Source organism: Lentzea sp. NPDC058436, assembly GCF_042721515.1.
Lineage (GTDB): Bacteria > Actinomycetota > Actinomycetes > Mycobacteriales > Pseudonocardiaceae > Lentzea.
This window is the reverse complement of record NZ_JBHXLF010000020.1, coordinates 75,925-92,008: the sequence shown is the minus strand read 5'-3', so window position 1 is coordinate 92,008 and position 16,084 is coordinate 75,925. Positions and strand designations below refer to the sequence as shown.

Genomic DNA, 16,084 nt, shown 5'->3' with positions numbered 1-16,084 from the left:
TCACCACACCACCGGGATCTCGGCGGCACCGTAGGTGATCATGTCGTTGCGGTACCTCAGCTCCGTGACGGGCACGGCAGGACGCAGGTTCGGGAACCGTTCGAAGAGCGTCCGCAACCCGATCTGCAGCTCGGCGCGAGCCAGGTTGGCGCCGAGGCACTGGTGCGGCCCGAACCCGAAGCCCAGGTGGGACACGGCGTCGCGCTCCAGGTCGAGCTCGTCGGCGCGCGGGCAGAGCGCCTCGTCGAGGTTCGCCATGAGCGACACGCTCACCCACTCCCCCGCCCTGATCAGCACGCCGTCGACCTCGACGTCCTCGGTCGCGCGGCGGAGGAGACCGGCGCCGCCGAGGTGGCCGACGGTGTAGCGCAGGAGCTCCTCGACCACGACGTCCGCACGGCTCGGGTCGCGCTGGAGGATCTCCAGCTGGTCGGGCTTCTCGAACAGGTGCAGCGTGAACAGGCCGAGGAAGTTGGACGTGGTCTCGTGCCCGGCCGCGAGCAGGCCGATGCAGAGGAAGATCAGCTCGTCCATGCTGAAGTCGGTGTCGTTGGCCATCAGGCCGATCATGTCGTCGTTCGTGCCGGCGGCCTTCTTCGCCGCGACGATCGGCGTGAGCACCTCGGCGAGCTTGGTGGCGTGCGCGAGGTACTCGTCCTTCGAGCCGTTCTTGCCGAACAGGTCGCCGGCCGTGGCCTGGAACAGCTCCTGGTGCTCCGGCGGCACGCCCAGCAGTTCGGCGATCACCAGCGACGGCAGCGGCAGGCACAGCGACGTGACCAGGTCCGCCGGCGCGCCCTTGGCCTCCATGGCGTCGAGGTGCTCGTCGACGATCTGCTGGATCCGCGGGCGCAGCTCGTTCATGCGCTTGACCATGAAGCCGCGCGAGAGAGGGCGCCGCAACCGCATGTGCTCGGGCCCGTCGATCCCGTTGATGTTGCCCGGCTGGTCGGGGTCGAGCACGGCCTCGCCGGAGTCGGTGCGCATCTCCGGCTGGCCGCCCTTGCGGGTGCTGAACCGCGGGTCGGACAGCACCTGCCGGACGCCGGCGTAACTGGACACGACCCAGGCCTCGACGCCGTTGGGCCAGAGCATCCTCACCGGCCCGTCGCCCACGGCCTCCTGGAAGCCGACAGGCGGCTGGAGCGGGTGGTCGCGGTCCTGGTGGACCGGGCAGACAGCAGCTTCAGTCACGGGAGTCCCCTCAATAGAACAAATCTGTTCTTTTGAAACCATGACCGAACGTAGCGGAGGAACTACGGATTGACGAGTTATTTGGCCCGAAAGGTCCCGATCAAGGGTCTCAACAGGCCGTCGACGATGGCCTCGACCACGCCCCGTTCCTCGGACCTCAGCACGAACGTCGAGATCAGCGCGGTGATGAGGACGTCGGCGTCGAGGCTCTCCGGCAGTTCGCCGCGCTCCTTCGCCCGGTCGACGGCGACCCGCAGGTGCTCCGTGTAGGCGCGGTCGACGTGCTCCTCCCGCAGGCACGCGAGGTCGGCGTCCTGGCGGCTGCCTTCGAGCAGCCCGAGGAAGATCCCGGCGGTGTCGAACGGCTGGGGCTCGCCCCACGCCCGCATGATCTGGCGGACGTCCTCGGCAAACGTCCCCTCGTCCGGCTGCGCGAGCCGCGGCAGGTTCGCCTTCAGCGCGTCGGTGATCAGCCGCGCCTTCGACGGCCAGCGCTGGTAGAGGCTCGCCTTGCTCGCACGCGCCCTGCTCGCCACGAGGTCCATGTTGAACCGCGCGTAGCCGACCTCGGCCAGCACGGTGAGCACGGCGGCGAAGACCTCCTGCTGACGCGCCGGTGCGTCCAGCGGCGTGCGACCCAACCTCGCCTCCTGTGGATCAGGTGACGTGCACCGTACCGGGGGCGTCCAGGAGCCGGCCCGTGCGCCGCACCGACATCCAGCGCAGCTGCGTGCCGTGCAACGCCGTGACCAACGACTGGATCACCACGACGTACATCAGCTGCCGGTACACGACCTGCTGCAGCGGATAGGCCCACAACGGCCTGAGCGACTCGCCGTCGAGCCGCAGCGCGTAGCCCGCGCTCGCCGTCTGGATCAGCAGGAACACCGTCCACACGACCAGCGCGAGGGGTGCGTCCGCGACGAGGAACCCGTACAGCACGAAGAGGTCCATCACCGGTGCGAGCAACGGCAGCAGCAGGTGGAACGCCAGCAGGTAGAGGATGCCGAACCGGCCCATCGGTCCCTTCTCCACCAGCGCGCGGCGGTGCTTCCACATCGCCTGGAAGGTGCCGTAGGACCAGCGGTAGCGCTGCCGGAACAGGCCGTGGACGCTGACCGGTGCCTCGGTCCACGCCTTGGCCTCCGGGCGGTAGGCGACCCGCCAGCCCGCGCGCGTGACGGCCATCGTGAGGTCCGTGTCCTCGGCAAGCGTGTCGTCGCTGACGCCGCCGACGTCGTCGAGCGCCTCCCTGCGGAACGCCCCGACCGCGCCCGGCACGGTCGGGATGCAGCGCAGCGCGTGCAGGATCTGCCGGTCCAGGTTGGACCCCGCGCAGTACTCCAGGTGCTGCCAGCGCCCGAGCAGGCCCTGCCGGTTGCCGACCTTGGCGTTGCCGGACACCGCGCCGACGTCGTCGTCCGCGAACGGCTGGACGAGCTGGCCGACGGTGTCAGGTTCGAAGATCGTGTCGCCGTCCACCAGCACCAGCAGGTCGTGGCTCGCCTCGCGGACACCGGCGTTCAGCGCCGCCGGCTTGCCCTGGTTGGTCTGCCTGATCACGGTGACGCCGGGCAGGTCCAGCTCCTCGGCGACCTCCGCGGTGCCGTCGGTCGAGCCGTCGTCGACGACGATCACCTCGACGTCCGCGAGGTGGTTGTTCGCGGCGATGGAGGTGACGGTGGCGGCGATGTTCAGCGCCTCGTTGTACGCGGGGACGACCACCGAGACCGGCGGCGCGAACCACGGCGGCGGTTCCTGCTCCCGGCGCAGGCGGCGGTCGGTGTGCGCGAGGCCGAGCTGCATGAGGGTGCGCAGCAGGCCGAGCAGGGCGGCGATCCCGATGGCCGTGCCGAACACCGCGAGCACGATGCCGCCGTTGCGCTGCGACCACGTGGTGACCGCGCCGGTGAACCGCTCGCGCGCCGACGCCGGGACCGGTTGTTCGTCGCTGACCAGCACGAACCGGTAGCCGCGTTCCTTTGCGAGCTCGCGGACGATGTCGCCGCCGATGCTGCCGTCGTCGTGCAGCCGGACGACGCCTTTCTTCTCCTGCAACGACATCCGCACCAGCGTGCCCATGTCCTGGTGCTCGCGGTCGCCGCTGTCGACCTCCTCCGGAGCGCCGACCAGTCGCGTGTGGACGCCCAGCGCGTCGGCGAGCGCCGCCTGGGCCAGTGCGACGTTCAGCGGGTCGGCGAGGTCGCCCTCGGCGCGGAACCCGTCGAGACCGATCCGGTGTCCCTCGGCGACGACCCTGCGTGCCACGTCCGGATGGCGGGTGACCTGGGCGCCGGTGACGTAGAAGGTCGCCTTGATGCCCGCCCTGTCCAGCCTCTCCAGGGTGCGCGGCGTCCACTTCGGGTCGGGGCCGCCGTGGAACGCCAGCGCGAGCGTGCCTTCCGGCAACTCGTGGCGTTCCCCCGTCTGCCGCACGGGTTCCGGCCTGATCGCCGCGTAGGCGTGGAACGAGACCACGCACATCAGCACGAGCAACCCGAGCAGGATGGAGATCCAGTGCAACCGGGGCGTGCGCTTCACCACGCTCCCAGCAGCGTGCCACCGACGGCGGCGACGAACACGATCAGTCCACTCGCGACGGTCCAGCTGACCAGCCTGGCCGCTACCCGTCTACCGCCGGTTCTGTCGACGAAGACCTGCATTTCCTTCTTCCCCCAATGAAAACGCGGACGGCCGCGACCACCAGTGCCACGCCGACCGCCGCCGCCATCCACGGAAACCCGTGCACGAGCCACGGGACCGCGTCCGCGCCAAACTCCCTGCTGCTCCCCCAGAGGCCGAGCCTCTTCGACTGCCGTTCCCAGGCGGCGTTGCCCACCGCGACGACGACGAAGACGAGAGGTGGCGCCGGTGCCACCGTCCACAGACCCACGAGCCGGACCAGCGAGGAGGCGACGAGCGCGCCGCCCACGAGCCACACGCCGAACGCCCACCCCAGGTCGTCGCCGCCTGCCCAGACCCCCGTCTGCGTGAACACCGCCAGCATCGCGACCGCGGCGAGACTGGGCAGTTGAACCCCCATGGCGCATAGGATAATTCAGGGGGTGTCCTGTTCATGCAAGCACGTGGTGCCGGTGTCTTCCTCGTCCTGACGCGCACCGCGTGGGTGACTCTGAGCGCGGTCCTGCTCGTCACCTCGGCGGTCGCCTGGTCGACCGTGTCCGCGGTCGCGACGGGCGTCGAGCGGTCGTACGCGATCACCGCCGACACGCCCCGTTCGGAGTCGGGCCGCAACGTCCTGGTCATGGGCCTCACGACCAGGCTCGACCTGCACGGCGAACCGCTGCCCGACGACGTGCTGCGGCGCATGCAGGCGGGCGAGAGCGACCGCGGCGGCTACAACGCGAACACGCTGATCCTGTTGCACATCCCGGAAACCGGGCCGGCCGTGGCGATGTCCGTGCCCCGCGACAACCTCGTCCCGCTGTCGTCGGGCGGCGAAGGCAAGATCAAGGAGGCGTACGGCCGGGCCAAGATCGTCGAGGAGGACCGGCTGCGCGCGGCCGGCACGCACGACAAGCGCGAGCTGGAACGTGCCGGACGTGAGGCGGGCCGCAGGGCTCAGGTGCGGACCGTGTCGGCGTTCCTGAACCAGCCGATCGACCACCTCGTGGAGATCTCGCTGATCGGGTTCTTCCACATCGCCGAGGGCCTCGGCGGCGTGGACGTGTGCCTGCGCCACCCGACGAAGGACCCGTTGTCCGGCGCGGACTTCCCGGCCGGGCCGCAGCACCTCGACGCCGCCCAGGCGCTGTCGTTCGTGCGGCAGCGGCACGGCTTGAAGGACGGCGACCTGGGCAGGACGCGGCGGCAGCAGGCGTTCCTGTCGGCCGTGACGAAGCGGCTGCGGGGCGCGGACGTCACCGCCGTGCAGGCGATGATCGACATGGCGAAGCAGGACGTCGTGCTGGACGCGGGGTTCGACCTCGTGGAGTTCGCCGCGACCCTGCCTGCCGAGGTGCGGTTCGACACGCTGCCGATCGAGGGCGGCGCGCACCTGGGCGGGCTCGACGTGAACAAGGTCGACCAGGCCAAGGTGCGCGCGAAGGTGACCGAACTGGCGACCGCGCCGCCTCCCCCGCCGCCCGACGACGGCATCCCGTGCGTGGACTGACGCGCCCTCAGTTGCGGCGCTGCGTCACCCACGTGGCGATCTGCGCGCGGGACGTGAACCCGAGCTTCTGCAGGATCCGCTCCACGTGCCCCTCCGCGGTCCGCCGCGCGATCACCAGCCTGGCCGCGATCTCCTTGTTCGACATGCCACCGGCGATCAGGTCGGCGACCTGCTGCTCCCGCCGCGTCAACGGGGTCAGCGTCGCGGCCGGCGCGGCCTCCCTCTCCTGCTCCTCGCCGATGGCGAACGCGATGGCGTCGTCCAGTTCGAGGTCCATGCCCTTGCGGAACACCGCGCGGAACTCCTGCTCGCCCAGCGCGGACACCACCGCCGACTCGCACTCGCCGTGCGGCGCGCCGAAGTACCGCGACCCGAACATGGGGTAGCCGACCGACTGCCAGATCTCGTTGGTGGCGCCGAGCAACGTCGCCGCGCGGCTCGCGTTGCCCTGCGAGGCGGCGATCCAGGCCAGGATCTCGATCGAGAGCACGATGCCCAGCAGGTCGTGGAACGTGCGCTTGACCCGCAGGCACTCGCGGCCGAGCCGGTCGGCGCCCGCCAGGTCGCCGCTCACCCACGCGCACAGCGCCAGCACCCAGATCGCGTACGCCTGCGCCCACTTCTCGCCGTGCTCCTCGCCGACGGCCTTGGCCTCGACGCAGAGCCGTTCGGCGGCGGCGAAGTCGTGCCGGAACGTCGCCGAGATCGCGAGCTCGATGCCGGCGAGCATGGTGTGGCTGTTGACGGTGCCCTGGCTGCGGTACAGCCGCATGGCCTCCTCGAACATGCGGTCGGCGAGTTCCAGGTCGTCGCCGATCAGGTGGGTGCAGGCGATGCGGTGGGTCGAGTAGGCGAGCGCGGACGCGTCACCGGACTCGACGGCGTACCCGCGGCACTCGTCCAGCATCGCGGTCGCCGCGGACAGGTCGCCCTGCAACGTCGAGACGTAGCCGTTGACCCACAACGCCTTGGCCCGCAGCGGACCCGGTTTCGCGCTCGCCACCGCGCGGTCGAGCCAGTGGCGGCCCTCGCCGAGCATGCCGCAGCCCGCCCAGTAGAACCACAGGGTGCTCGCCAGGTGCACGCAGTGGTCGCCGTCGCTGTCGAAGCAGAAGTCCAGCGCACACCGCAGATTTCCCTGTTCCAGGCGCGTGAGCCTGAAGATCTGCGGCTGGGCGGGCCCGAACCACTCCTGTTCCCGCCGCTCGGCCCAGTCGATGTAGTGGTCGCGGTGCCGTTCCCGCACGACCTGTTCGCGTCCTGCGTCGCGCAGCTTCCCCAGGCCGTACTGGCGCAGCGGCTCCAGCAGCCGGAACCGCGTGCCGGACGGGTGCTTCTCGGACACCACGACCGACTTGTCGACCAGGCCCATCAGCGAGTGCAGGACCTGTTCCGGCTCGACGCCGTCACCGGAGCAGACCCGTTCCGCCGCCTCCAGGTCGAACGTGCCGGCGAACACCGACGCCCGCGCCCACAGGATCTGCTCGGGCCGCGTGCACAGGTGGAAGCTCCAGTCCACCGCGGCGTGCAACGTCTGGTGCCGGGGGTCGCCGCCGCGCTTGCCGTCGCCCAGCACCCGGAAGGTGTTGTCCAATCTGGACAACAAGTGGTCAAGGCTCAGCACGCGCAGGCGCACCGCGGCCAGTTCGATGGCCAGCGGGATCCCTCCGAGCAGGGTGCAGATCTGGCTGACCTCGTCGTGGTTGCGCGCGTCGAGGACGAATCCGGGTTCGACGGCGGCGGCCCGTTCGGCGAACAGCGCCAGCGCCGGGTCCCGCGGCAGGGGCATCACCTGCCAGAGGTGTTCGCCGTCGACACCGAGCCGTTCCCTGCTCGTGACGAGCACGCGCAGGCCGGGAACGCCGCGCAGCAGCACGTCCACGAGGCCGGCGGTCGCCGAGACGACGTGCTCGCAGTTGTCCAGAACCATCAGCATCTGGCGGTCGCGCAGGTGTTCCACCAGGACGGTGCGGTGCATCCGGACCGTGTCGTCGTGCACGCCCAGCTGCTCCAGGACCGTGTGCACGACCAGGTCCGGGTCGGTGACGCCGCCCAGCTCGACGACCCACACGCCGTCGCGGAACGCCCTGCTCGTGCCGGTCGCAGCACGCAACGCCAGCCGCGTCTTGCCGACGCCACCGACACCCGTCAGAGTGACGAGGCGCGACTCGGACAGCAGCCTCCTGACTTCGGCGACGTCGTGCTTGCGGTCGACGAAAGTAGTTGTGTCGGCAGGCAAATTGCCTTTGCGACCTGGGGAAAGCGAACCGCCCACAGCGGCACCCTAGGTCTGCCCGATCTCCCGCTGCAACGCGGTCCCCCGGAGGTACCAACGCCGAAAGACGGGTAGTTACCCCCTAGGGCGCACGCGGTCACGTCTTCAGGCTTGGAGGATTAGGGGGAGGCGCCTTGCGTGAGGGGACGGGATCATGGCCGGTGACAGCCTCGATGTCGACGTGCGGGAGCTGAACGGCGTACTCGTCGTCCGGTTCAGCGGGCGACTCGACTGGGCGACGTACATGCGCGTGCAGGACGTGCTGCTCGACTGCGCCACCAAGGAGCTCGTCGGCGTGGTGGTGGAGCTGGACGAACTGGTCGCCGAGTCCCCCGCACTGCTCGTCGTGTTCGACGTCGTGTGGCTGTCGGCGGCACGCTGGCCGGGCATCTCGCTGAGCCTCGTGGTCAGCGACCACCGGCTGCGGTCCACGCTGGAGTCGCGCGGGCTGCCCCGGCACATCCCGATGCACTCGACGACCGCGGCCGCGGTGGCCGCCGTGGTGCGGCACAAGCACGAGGACAGGGTCGACGCGCCGCTGCCGACGTGCCGCTGCCTGCCGCACGTGGCCGAGCGGATCACCGAACGCGCCTGCGAGCGGTGGGGCGTCCAGTCGATGCTCGACGTCGCGCCGCAGATCGCCGTCGAACTCGTCTCGCACATCGAGGACGACAGCCCTCTCTCGTTGCTGCTGCGCATGCGTGGCGACAAGTTGTCCGTTGCCGTGCGCACGACCGCACGCTTCGACCTCAGGCAGTGGCACATCATGCGGCGCAACATCGCGTCCATCGCCGTCTGCAACTTCACGATGGGCGAGACACCGGCCGGAGGCGGCCGGCACATCATCTGGGCGTTGCTCGACGTGCCGGAGGACAGCCAGCGGCCCCCGAGCTACCTCCCGGAGGCCGCCGTCTTCACCCACCAGGCTTAAGTCTTCCGGGTCGTTCTACTGAGCGTGCATCGCCGCGATGCTGGTGCGGCACGCCCGCACCACTTGGCGGTTGGCCGCCGTGTCCGGCGTGCCCGTGCCGCATCCCGGACACGAGAGGTGCGCGGTCGTCTCGTCCACGAACACCTCCAGTGGGCGGCGGCACGGACGGCACCAGCGGTGCCCGGTCAGGGGTACGACGTGGTCGGGTGAAGCCACGCACAGGTGCAACCAGCAGCGATGCAGGCCGCACGTCACCCGTGCGTGGGGGTCGAGGCCGAGCTCCTCCGCCAGATCTTCGGCGCCCAGCACCGCAGTGAGAGTCGTGTCCTCGGCTTCGGAGGAGGTCACCAGCCGCAGATGCGCGCGTCGCCTCATAACCAAGAATCTTGCGCCGTCAACTTGTTGAGGTATACCCGGATTAATACCTGTTGAATCACAGCTTGCCTTCGATTCCGTGCCGCGCGGAATGGCTACACGGCGGGCCGGGAACGTCCTACGCTCGGATTCCACCGGTGCAGAGGGGTGCCCTCATGGCGGATCCCGCGTACTTCCCTCCACCACACTCCTCGCGCATCGGCATCAGCGACGTGGAGCAGCTGGAGGCGCAGACCCGTTCGCTGCGTTCCGTGGACTACCAGCACGGAGGCGGGGCGTGCCGTGACGCCGTCGTCGTGCGGATCTACTGGGCGCAGCAGCTCCTGGCGGCAGAGGCCTCCGACTCCGTGCGGGCGCGGCTGCTGTCCGCCGTGGCGGACCTGCACAACCTGGCCGGGTGGACGTCGTTCGACAGCGGTCAGATCGGGGCGGCGTACCACCATTTCGACCGTGCGCTGGATTTCGCACGCCACGACGAAGAGCTGACGACCAACATCGTTTATCGGCGTGGGCGCGTGCATCTGCATCACGGCGCACCGGGCGATGCGCTGGCCTACTTCCAGAGAGGCGCCTTCGCACCGTTGGCGTCGAGCATCATGTACGTGAACGAGGCGTGGGCGTATGCCCGTCAGGCGCGTTCCGTCGAGGCGTTGCGTGCGCTGGGCAGGGCGCAGGACTCGTTCGCGTCGGCCGACCGGGCGCACGTGCCGGACTGGGCGCGGTTCCACGACGAGACCGACCTCGCCGCGATGGCCGGCACGATCCACACCGAGCTCGGCGACACCCGCTCGGCGATTCCGGCGCTGCTGACGGCGATCTCCGCGTTCGGGCCGGACATGGCGCGCAGCGGGACGTTCTGCCTGATCTCGCTGGCCTCGTGCCACTTCCTCGACGGCGACCTCGACGAGGGGCAGGCCGTCGGGAGGCGGGCGGTGTGCGCGGCGGAGGAGCTGCGGTCGGAACGGGTGTGGGACCGGATGCGGCCGATGCTGCAGGCGGCGGCCACGCGCGGGGTCGTCCTGCGCTGAGACGCCGGCGGGTTGATCTTTGCAGAACCCGAACATTCGGCGGACCGTCCTCTGATCGTGGGCGGTCATCGTTCTGTGCCATGAACATTTCGCGAATCGGCGGGCTGGTGCTGGGGATGTTGCTGCTGGGCGCGGGTACCGCGTCGGCGCAGGAACCGATCACGATCAGCCCCGAGAAGGTGCAGAAGATCTGCTCGGAGCGGGTGCCGCGGGTGGAGGCGAAGGTCAAGGCGCTGACCGACAGGATCAACGGCGGTCCGGAGACCCTGGGCTCGAAGAAGTGGATCGAGCAGAAGGCCGCCGACGCCCGCAAGAACGGCAACACGGCCCGCGCCGACGTGCTGGACGCGCGCCTGAAGCTCCGCGACGCGCAGCTCGTGAAGGTCACCAAGGCGGGCGAGCGGGTCGGCAAGTTCAAGACCGAGCACTGCGGGTCCAAGTGAGGTGGGCCGCCGCGGTGGTCCTGCTGTTCGCGCTGACGGCGTGCCGGAGCGAGGAGCCGCCACCGGACCTCGATGATGTGGAAGCGACACTGAACAGCATCGAGTCGGACCTCAACCAGCCGGGGTGAACGCGTGGAACGTGGCCTGGTGCTCGTCGTGGAGGACGAACCGGCGATCGCCGAGCTGGTCGCGCTGTACCTGCGGCGCGACGGCTTCGGCGTGCACCTGGAGTCCTCGGGGGACGCGGCACTGGCCGCGGTCCGCTCGCTCTCGCCGGTGGCCGTCGTGCTGGACGTCGGCCTGCCCGTGCTGAACGGCATCGAGGTCTGCCGGGCCATGCGCGCCGCCGGCGACTGGACGCCCGTGCTGTTCGTGACGGCCCGCGACGACGAGGTGGACCGCCTGCTCGGGTTGGAGCTCGGCGCCGACGACTACATCACCAAGCCCTTCAGTCCACGCGAACTCGCACTACGCGTGCGCACGGTGCTACGCCGCTCCTCGGGTCCTGTGTCAGACGTTCTGCAGGTGGGTTCCGTACGGCTCGATGTCGGCGAACGGCGTGCTTTCGCCAGTGGCGAGGAGGTGGCGTTGACGTCGACGGAGTTCGGACTGCTCTCGTACCTGATGAAGAACCCGCGTCAGGTGTTCTCGCGAGAGCAGCTCCTGTCGGCCGTGTGGGGCTACTCGTCCATGGCGGGCACACGGACCGTTGACGTTCATATAGCCCAGCTGCGCGCCAAGTTCGGTGCGTCGAGTCCGATCCGGACCGTGCGCGGCGTCGGCTACTCGGCGGACGCGCCGTGAACCTCACCGGCCGGATCGCGTTGGTGTGCCTGGGAGTCGCGTTCGTGGCCGTGCTCGTCGCCGGCTTCGTGTCGATCCGCCTCGTCCTGTCGACCTCGCAGCAGGTGAGCCGCGAGTTCCTGCGCTCCCAGGCCGACGTCGTGGCGGGCCAGATCTCGAACAACAGGGTCGAGCAGATCCTGGAGGGCCAGGGCATCGCGATCGTCCGCATCACCGCGGCGGGCGACGTGACGGGCCAGGACCGGGCGGCCGTCCGCGCGGTCCGGTCCGTCGACTACCGCAAGGTGCTGTCGGGGTCTGCCGTGTCCGGGGAGAGCGGCCGTCTGAACGTGGAGGCCCGTCCGTCGGGGGCGGGCGGCTTCGCCCTGGTGCAGCAGACCGAGACCAGCGGCACCTACCGCAAGCTGGTCCGCAACATCCTCTTCGCCCTGGGCGTGGGCCTCCTCGTCGCCGCGCTGGCAGGCCTCGCCCTGGGCTCGTTCCTGTCCCGTCCGCTGCGCCGGGTCGCGTCGGTCGCCCACTCGATGAGCACGGGCCGCCGCGACCTGCGCGTCCCCGTCTCGGGCACCTCCGAGCTCGCCGAGGTGAGCCTCGCGGTCAACTCTCTCGCGGACGCGTTGCAGCACAGCGAATCCCGTCAACGCGACTTCCTGCTCTCCGTCTCCCACGAGCTGCGCACTCCCCTCACCGCCGTGACGGGCTTCGCCGAGTCCCTCGCGGACGGCGTCGTCTCGGGTGAGCAGGTGGCCCCGGTCGGCACGGTGATCCTGGACGAGGCGCGGCGCCTGGACCGCCTGGTCACCGACCTGCTGGACCTGGCCCGCCTGGGCGCCGACGACTTCCGCCTGGACATGGCGCCCGTGTCCCTGGAACCGGTGGTCCGCTCGGCCGCCGAGGTGTGGCACGCCCGCTGCCACGCCCGTGGAGTGACGTTCTCTCTCGATGTGTCGTCTTCGCTCGTGGTGCACGCCGACCCGAGGCGGTTGAGGCAGGTCATCGACGGTCTGATGGAGAACGCCCTGCGCGTCACCCCGGCCGGACGCCCTGTCGTGCTCGCGTTGTCGTCGGTGCTGGAGGTGCGTGACGGCGGTCCCGGCCTGGCCGCCGAGGACTACCCGGTGGCGTTCGACCGCGGGGTGCTGCACGCGCGGTACCAGGACTCGCGGCCGGTCGGGACCGGCGTGGGGCTCGCGCTGGTGCACGGGCTGGTGACGCGGATGGGCGGGACGATCGTGGCGGGGCCGGCGGCGGAGGGTGGAGCGGCGTTCACCGTGACGCTGCCACCGGCCTAGCGGCTCGCGCCGACCGCAGCTCACTCCACCCGCGGTTCACTTCGACTGCGGCAGCTTGACCTTCTTCTTCGCGCCCGGCGACGAGGGCGGCGGCACGACGGGCCCGATGTCCCCGTCCGGCGCTTCGTCCAGGTCCACGATCACCGGCGCGTGGTCGCTCGGCCCGGTGCCCTTGCGCGCGTGCCGGTCGATCCACGCGGCTTCCGCCCGTCCCGCGACGGAGTCGGACGCGAGGATCAGGTCGATTCGCATCCCGAGGTCGCGGTGGAACATGCCGGCGCGGTAGTCCCAGTAGCTGAAGATCCGCTCGTTCGGCCACCTCTCGCGCACGACGTCGTGGAACCCCAACGCCTCGATGGCCTGCAACGCGGCGCGTTCGGGTTCGGTGACGTGGGTGTGGCCGACGTAGGCGGCGGGGTCGAACACGTCGGCGTCGGCCGGGGCGATGTTGATGTCGCCGCACACCAGCGCGTCCGCGGGCCCGGCCTCCAGGACGTCGCGCAACGCGGCCAGCCATTCGAGCTTGTACTTGTAGTGGTCCGAGTCGGGCTCACGGCCGTTCGGCACGTACAGCGAGTGGACGCGCACGCCGCCGCACGTCGCCGCTACGGCACGTGCCTCGACGTGCGGGAAGCCCGGTGCGCCGGCGACGCCGACCGCGACGTCCTCCAGGCCCACGCGGGAGAGGATCGCCACCCCGTTCCACTGCGTCTCGCCGAACAGCGCGACCTCGTAACCGCGTTCCTCCAACGATTCTGCGAGCAGCGCGGTGAAGGCGTCGTCGGCCAGCTTGGTCTCCTGCAGGCAGACGACGTCCGGCTGCCGCTGGTCCAGCCACGGCAGGAGCCTCGGCACGCGCTGCTTGACGGAGTTCACGTTCCAGGTCGCCACTCGCACGCCGTCAACCGTAGTCACCGGTGCTCAAACCCGCATCGAGGGCGAGCGCAGGCCGCGTGCCGCCACCCACGCGACGACGGGCATCAACACCAGGCACAGCAGGCCCCACTGGAGGTTCGTGGCGCCCGCGACCGCGCCGACCACCGGTGAGCCCAGCCCGCCGACGCTGACCGCGAGCCCCAGCGTGACGCCGCTGGCGGTGCCGAGCCGGTTGGGCAGGTAGTCCTGGCCGAGGGTGACGTGCAGCGAGAACGGCACGTACAACGACACGGCGGTAAGCGCCACCATCACGTACACCGCGGGACCGGGCACCAACGCGACGCCCGCGACGGCGGGAATCGCCACGGCGTAGGACACCCGCAGCACGCGGACGCGTCCGAACCGCCCTGCCAGCACACCACCGAGCAACGTGCTCGCGGCACCGGCTCCGAACAGCACGACCAGCGCCGCCGCACCGGCCGCCGGGCCACCTCCGACGCGTGAGGTCACCCAGATCGCGAGGAACGTGCCGAGCCCGAACGTCACCACCGACCGCGCGACGATCACCACGGTCAGCCTGCTGAACTGGCCCCAGTCGTCGGTGCCGGCCCGCACCCCGGCACCACCCGCGGCGCCGTGCACCCCGCGCAACGCGACCGTCGTGCACGCGCCTCCCACCAGCGCGGGAACGGCCAGCAGCGGACTCCACGCCAGCCCGCCGAACGTCAGCACCGGCGTGACGAGCACCGGCCCCAGCGCGAACCCGACGTTGCCGCCGACCGAGAACCAGCTCATGCCGACGTGGCTGTCCTGGGCGACGCGCCGCGCCAGCCGGGCGGCCTCCGGGTGGTACGCGGCGACGCCGAGGCCGGACAACGCGATCGCGAGCCACGTCACCAGGTACGAGTCGCTCAGCCCGGAGAGCCCGATGCCGACACCCGCGAGCGTCATGCCCAGCGGCACCAGCCACGGCATGGGTCGCCGGTCGGTCAGCCACCCGAACAGCGGCTGCACGACCGACGACAGCAGCGTCGCGGCGACCGTGATGCCCGCCACCGCGAGGTAGCTGTACCCGCGTTCCAGCACGAGGAACGGCACGACGGCCGGCACCGCGCCCTGGTAGAGGTCGTCGACCGCGTGCCCGGCGACCAGGACCGCCATCCGCCGGCGAGAGGTGTTCACGCTCATGATCGTGGCCCCGCCCACGCGTTCGCGATTCCGATATTCTGCCGATGTATGTCGAATTCCCGCCACCTGCCCGCGGCCCCGACCACGAGCCGCGACCTGGCAGCCGCCAGTGGTGTCACCGCGCACTGGCACGACGAGCACCAGATCGTCTACGCCAGCCGCGGCGTCGTGGCCGTGCACACGGAGGCATCACGCTGGATAGCGCCCGCGCACCGTGCGTTGTGGATTCCGTCCGGCGCCGTGCACTCACATCGCGCGTACGGCGTCACACGGCTGCACTTCCTCGGACTCACGCAGAACCCGTTGAAGCTCCACGAACCGACGGCGCTCGCCGTCTCCCCTCTGCTGCGTGAGCTGCTGATCGCCTACACGGAGCTGGACGACCGAGAAACCCCTGCGGGCAAACGAATGCGCTCGGTCCTGCTCGACCAGCTCGCCACCGCGTCCGAACAACCGGTGCGCGTCCCCGCCGCCCGCGACCCCCGGCTCGCGGCCGTCTGCGCGACGCTCGAGACCGACCCCTCGGACACACGCGGTCTCGAAGCGCTCGGCCGTGCCGCCGGCGCGAGCGGCAGGACGCTGACCAGGCTGTTCCGCGACGAGATGGGCATGACCTTCCCCCAATGGCGCACGCAGTTGCGGCTCTACCACGCCCTGCGCCTGCTCTCGGAGGGTCAGCCCGTCACCACCGTGGCCCTGCGGTGCGGCTTCGCCACCGCCAGCGCGTTCATCGACGTGTTCCGCCGCTCGCTCGGCCACACCCCCGGTTCGTACCTCTAGAGAACGCTGAACACCTCCTCCGCGCGGTCCCGCTTCACGAACATCTGCCACGCGACGTCCGCGATGGCGTCGGGATCCAGGGTCCGCACCTCGCCGAACCGCTCGGGATGCGCCAGCACGGCCTGGTGGATGTCGCCGCGTTCGACGAGACCACCGATGGTGAGCGTGCCCGCGTACACGCCCTTCTCGGCGAGCGCCGCGTTGAGCGTGACCGCGTAGTTCCTCAGCGCCGCACCGGAAAGCGCCAGCGCGCCGAGCATCGGCATCGGCCGCACCGCGCTCAGCCCACCGGCGAACAGCAGGCCGCCTCCGCGTTCGACCACCGCCGGCAGCACGTGCTGAACGACGTCGACGGCCGGGTACAACCACTCCATCGCGGCACGCGCGTCAGCGGACGTCGTCACCGTGATGTCCTCCGGCGCCTCGCGCAGATCCGTGGCGCCGGGCCCGTAGTAGACGACGTCCACCGGCCCGATCGAGTCCAATGTGGACAACAGCTGCCCCCGGACGCGCACGTCCACCGCGAACGCCCGCGCCTTCACCCCCGCCTCGGCCAGCTCCGCCAAGTAGCCCTCGTGCCGCGTGGTGCCGCGGGAGATCAGTGCAACTTCGTAACCCTCACGCCCGAACCGGTGCGCGATGGACATGCCGAGCCCGGGACCGACCCCGAGCACAACCGCCGTGCGAGACATGGGTTCCACCCTCCAGAACGCTAATTCGAGGCAACCCTCGACTTACGTCCGCCGACGCTACCACAGAACTT

The 16,084-nt window shown here is 70.4% G+C and carries 16 protein-coding genes; 7 read left to right on the top strand and 9 right to left on the bottom strand.

Going from position 1 to position 16,084, the window contains the following annotated elements; translation table 11 throughout:
• From ACFWN2_RS38625 to ACFWN2_RS38610, 4 genes are all read right to left on the bottom strand, one after another.
• Entirely contained in the window at positions 1 to 1,194 is a 1,194-nt protein-coding gene (locus ACFWN2_RS38625) for a cytochrome P450 (protein WP_382435520.1), read from the bottom strand.
• Positions 1,195 to 1,271: 77 nt separating this feature from the next.
• Positions 1,272 to 1,835, bottom strand: coding sequence for a TetR/AcrR family transcriptional regulator (locus ACFWN2_RS38620; protein WP_382435519.1), 564 nt, complete (start codon positions 1,833 to 1,835; stop codon positions 1,272 to 1,274).
• 16 nt (positions 1,836 to 1,851) lie between these two features.
• Entirely contained in the window at positions 1,852 to 3,735 is a 1,884-nt protein-coding gene (locus tag ACFWN2_RS38615; protein ID WP_382435518.1) for a bifunctional polysaccharide deacetylase/glycosyltransferase family 2 protein, read from the bottom strand.
• Positions 3,736 to 3,817: 82 nt separating this feature from the next.
• Positions 3,818 to 4,237: a DUF6542 domain-containing protein gene (locus ACFWN2_RS38610; RefSeq protein WP_382435517.1), complete on the bottom strand. Its 420-nt coding sequence runs from the start codon at positions 4,235 to 4,237 to the stop codon at positions 3,818 to 3,820.
• 33 nt (positions 4,238 to 4,270) lie between these two features.
• Between ACFWN2_RS38610 and ACFWN2_RS38605 the strand changes: the two genes are divergently transcribed.
• On the top strand, positions 4,271 to 5,329 hold the full coding sequence (locus ACFWN2_RS38605) for an LCP family protein (protein ID WP_382435516.1): 1,059 nt from the start codon (positions 4,271 to 4,273) through the stop codon (positions 5,327 to 5,329).
• Between the two features lie 7 nt (positions 5,330 to 5,336).
• Here ACFWN2_RS38605 and ACFWN2_RS38600 read toward each other — a convergent pair whose 3' ends face one another.
• Complete coding sequence (locus ACFWN2_RS38600; RefSeq protein WP_382435515.1) at positions 5,337 to 7,568, bottom strand: ATP-binding protein; 2,232 nt, start codon at positions 7,566 to 7,568, stop codon at positions 5,337 to 5,339.
• Between the two features lie 190 nt (positions 7,569 to 7,758).
• Between ACFWN2_RS38600 and ACFWN2_RS38595 the strand changes: the two genes are divergently transcribed.
• Complete coding sequence (locus tag ACFWN2_RS38595) at positions 7,759 to 8,535, top strand: hypothetical protein (protein ID WP_382435514.1); 777 nt, start codon at positions 7,759 to 7,761, stop codon at positions 8,533 to 8,535.
• A gap of 15 nt (positions 8,536 to 8,550) precedes the next feature.
• On the opposite strand, the gene ACFWN2_RS38590 is transcribed toward ACFWN2_RS38595, so the two are convergent.
• Positions 8,551 to 8,910 carry a hypothetical protein gene (locus ACFWN2_RS38590; protein ID WP_382435513.1) on the bottom strand — a complete coding sequence of 120 codons (360 nt, stop codon included), beginning with the start codon at positions 8,908 to 8,910 and terminating at the stop codon, positions 8,551 to 8,553.
• Positions 8,911 to 9,065: 155 nt separating this feature from the next.
• Between ACFWN2_RS38590 and ACFWN2_RS38585 the strand changes: the two genes are divergently transcribed.
• From ACFWN2_RS38585 to ACFWN2_RS38570, 4 genes are all read left to right on the top strand, one after another.
• Positions 9,066 to 9,938: a hypothetical protein gene (locus ACFWN2_RS38585; protein ID WP_382435512.1), complete on the top strand. Its 873-nt coding sequence runs from the start codon at positions 9,066 to 9,068 to the stop codon at positions 9,936 to 9,938.
• A gap of 80 nt (positions 9,939 to 10,018) precedes the next feature.
• The gene (locus ACFWN2_RS38580; protein WP_382435511.1) at positions 10,019 to 10,381 is read left to right on the top strand and encodes a hypothetical protein; all 363 of its coding nucleotides are present in this window, start codon (positions 10,019 to 10,021) and stop codon (positions 10,379 to 10,381) included.
• A 132-nt stretch (positions 10,382 to 10,513) separates the two neighbouring features.
• Complete coding sequence (locus ACFWN2_RS38575) at positions 10,514 to 11,185, top strand: response regulator transcription factor (RefSeq protein ID WP_382435510.1); 672 nt, start codon at positions 10,514 to 10,516, stop codon at positions 11,183 to 11,185.
• The gene (locus ACFWN2_RS38570) at positions 11,182 to 12,477 is read left to right on the top strand and encodes a histidine kinase dimerization/phospho-acceptor domain-containing protein (RefSeq protein WP_382435509.1); all 1,296 of its coding nucleotides are present in this window, start codon (positions 11,182 to 11,184) and stop codon (positions 12,475 to 12,477) included. Before ACFWN2_RS38575 ends, ACFWN2_RS38570 begins: the two co-directional genes overlap by 4 nt.
• A 36-nt stretch (positions 12,478 to 12,513) precedes the next feature.
• On the opposite strand, the gene ACFWN2_RS38565 is transcribed toward ACFWN2_RS38570, so the two are convergent.
• Complete coding sequence (locus ACFWN2_RS38565; protein WP_382435508.1) at positions 12,514 to 13,374, bottom strand: exodeoxyribonuclease III; 861 nt, start codon at positions 13,372 to 13,374, stop codon at positions 12,514 to 12,516.
• A gap of 24 nt (positions 13,375 to 13,398) precedes the next feature.
• Entirely contained in the window at positions 13,399 to 14,541 is a 1,143-nt protein-coding gene (locus tag ACFWN2_RS38560) for an MFS transporter (protein WP_382435507.1), read from the bottom strand.
• A 48-nt stretch (positions 14,542 to 14,589) separates the two neighbouring features.
• Between ACFWN2_RS38560 and ACFWN2_RS38555 the strand changes: the two genes are divergently transcribed.
• On the top strand, positions 14,590 to 15,321 hold the full coding sequence (locus tag ACFWN2_RS38555) for an AraC family transcriptional regulator (protein WP_382435506.1): 732 nt from the start codon (positions 14,590 to 14,592) through the stop codon (positions 15,319 to 15,321).
• On the opposite strand, the gene ACFWN2_RS38550 is transcribed toward ACFWN2_RS38555, so the two are convergent.
• A complete protein-coding gene (locus ACFWN2_RS38550) occupies positions 15,318 to 16,013 on the bottom strand; it encodes an SDR family NAD(P)-dependent oxidoreductase (RefSeq protein WP_382435505.1) in 696 nt (231 codons plus the stop codon). The two genes, ACFWN2_RS38555 and ACFWN2_RS38550, sit on opposite strands and share 4 nt — an antisense overlap.
• Positions 16,014 to 16,084 lie beyond the last annotated feature (71 nt).

Coding starts and splice junctions, on each gene's coding strand:
- ACFWN2_RS38610 (WP_382435517.1), bottom strand. CDS start 4,237: ATGGGGGTTCAACTGCCCAGTCTCGCCGCGGTCGCGATGCTGGCGGTG.
- ACFWN2_RS38605 (WP_382435516.1), top strand. CDS start 4,271: ATGCAAGCACGTGGTGCCGGTGTCTTCCTCGTCCTGACGCGCACCGCG.
- ACFWN2_RS38595 (WP_382435514.1), top strand. CDS start 7,759: ATGGCCGGTGACAGCCTCGATGTCGACGTGCGGGAGCTGAACGGCGTA.
- ACFWN2_RS38590 (WP_382435513.1), bottom strand. CDS start 8,910: ATGAGGCGACGCGCGCATCTGCGGCTGGTGACCTCCTCCGAAGCCGAG.
- ACFWN2_RS38585 (WP_382435512.1), top strand. CDS start 9,066: ATGGCGGATCCCGCGTACTTCCCTCCACCACACTCCTCGCGCATCGGC.
- ACFWN2_RS38580 (WP_382435511.1), top strand. CDS start 10,019: ATGAACATTTCGCGAATCGGCGGGCTGGTGCTGGGGATGTTGCTGCTG.
- ACFWN2_RS38560 (WP_382435507.1), bottom strand. CDS start 14,541: ATGAGCGTGAACACCTCTCGCCGGCGGATGGCGGTCCTGGTCGCCGGG.
- ACFWN2_RS38555 (WP_382435506.1), top strand. CDS start 14,590: ATGTCGAATTCCCGCCACCTGCCCGCGGCCCCGACCACGAGCCGCGAC.
- ACFWN2_RS38550 (WP_382435505.1), bottom strand. CDS start 16,013: ATGTCTCGCACGGCGGTTGTGCTCGGGGTCGGTCCCGGGCTCGGCATG.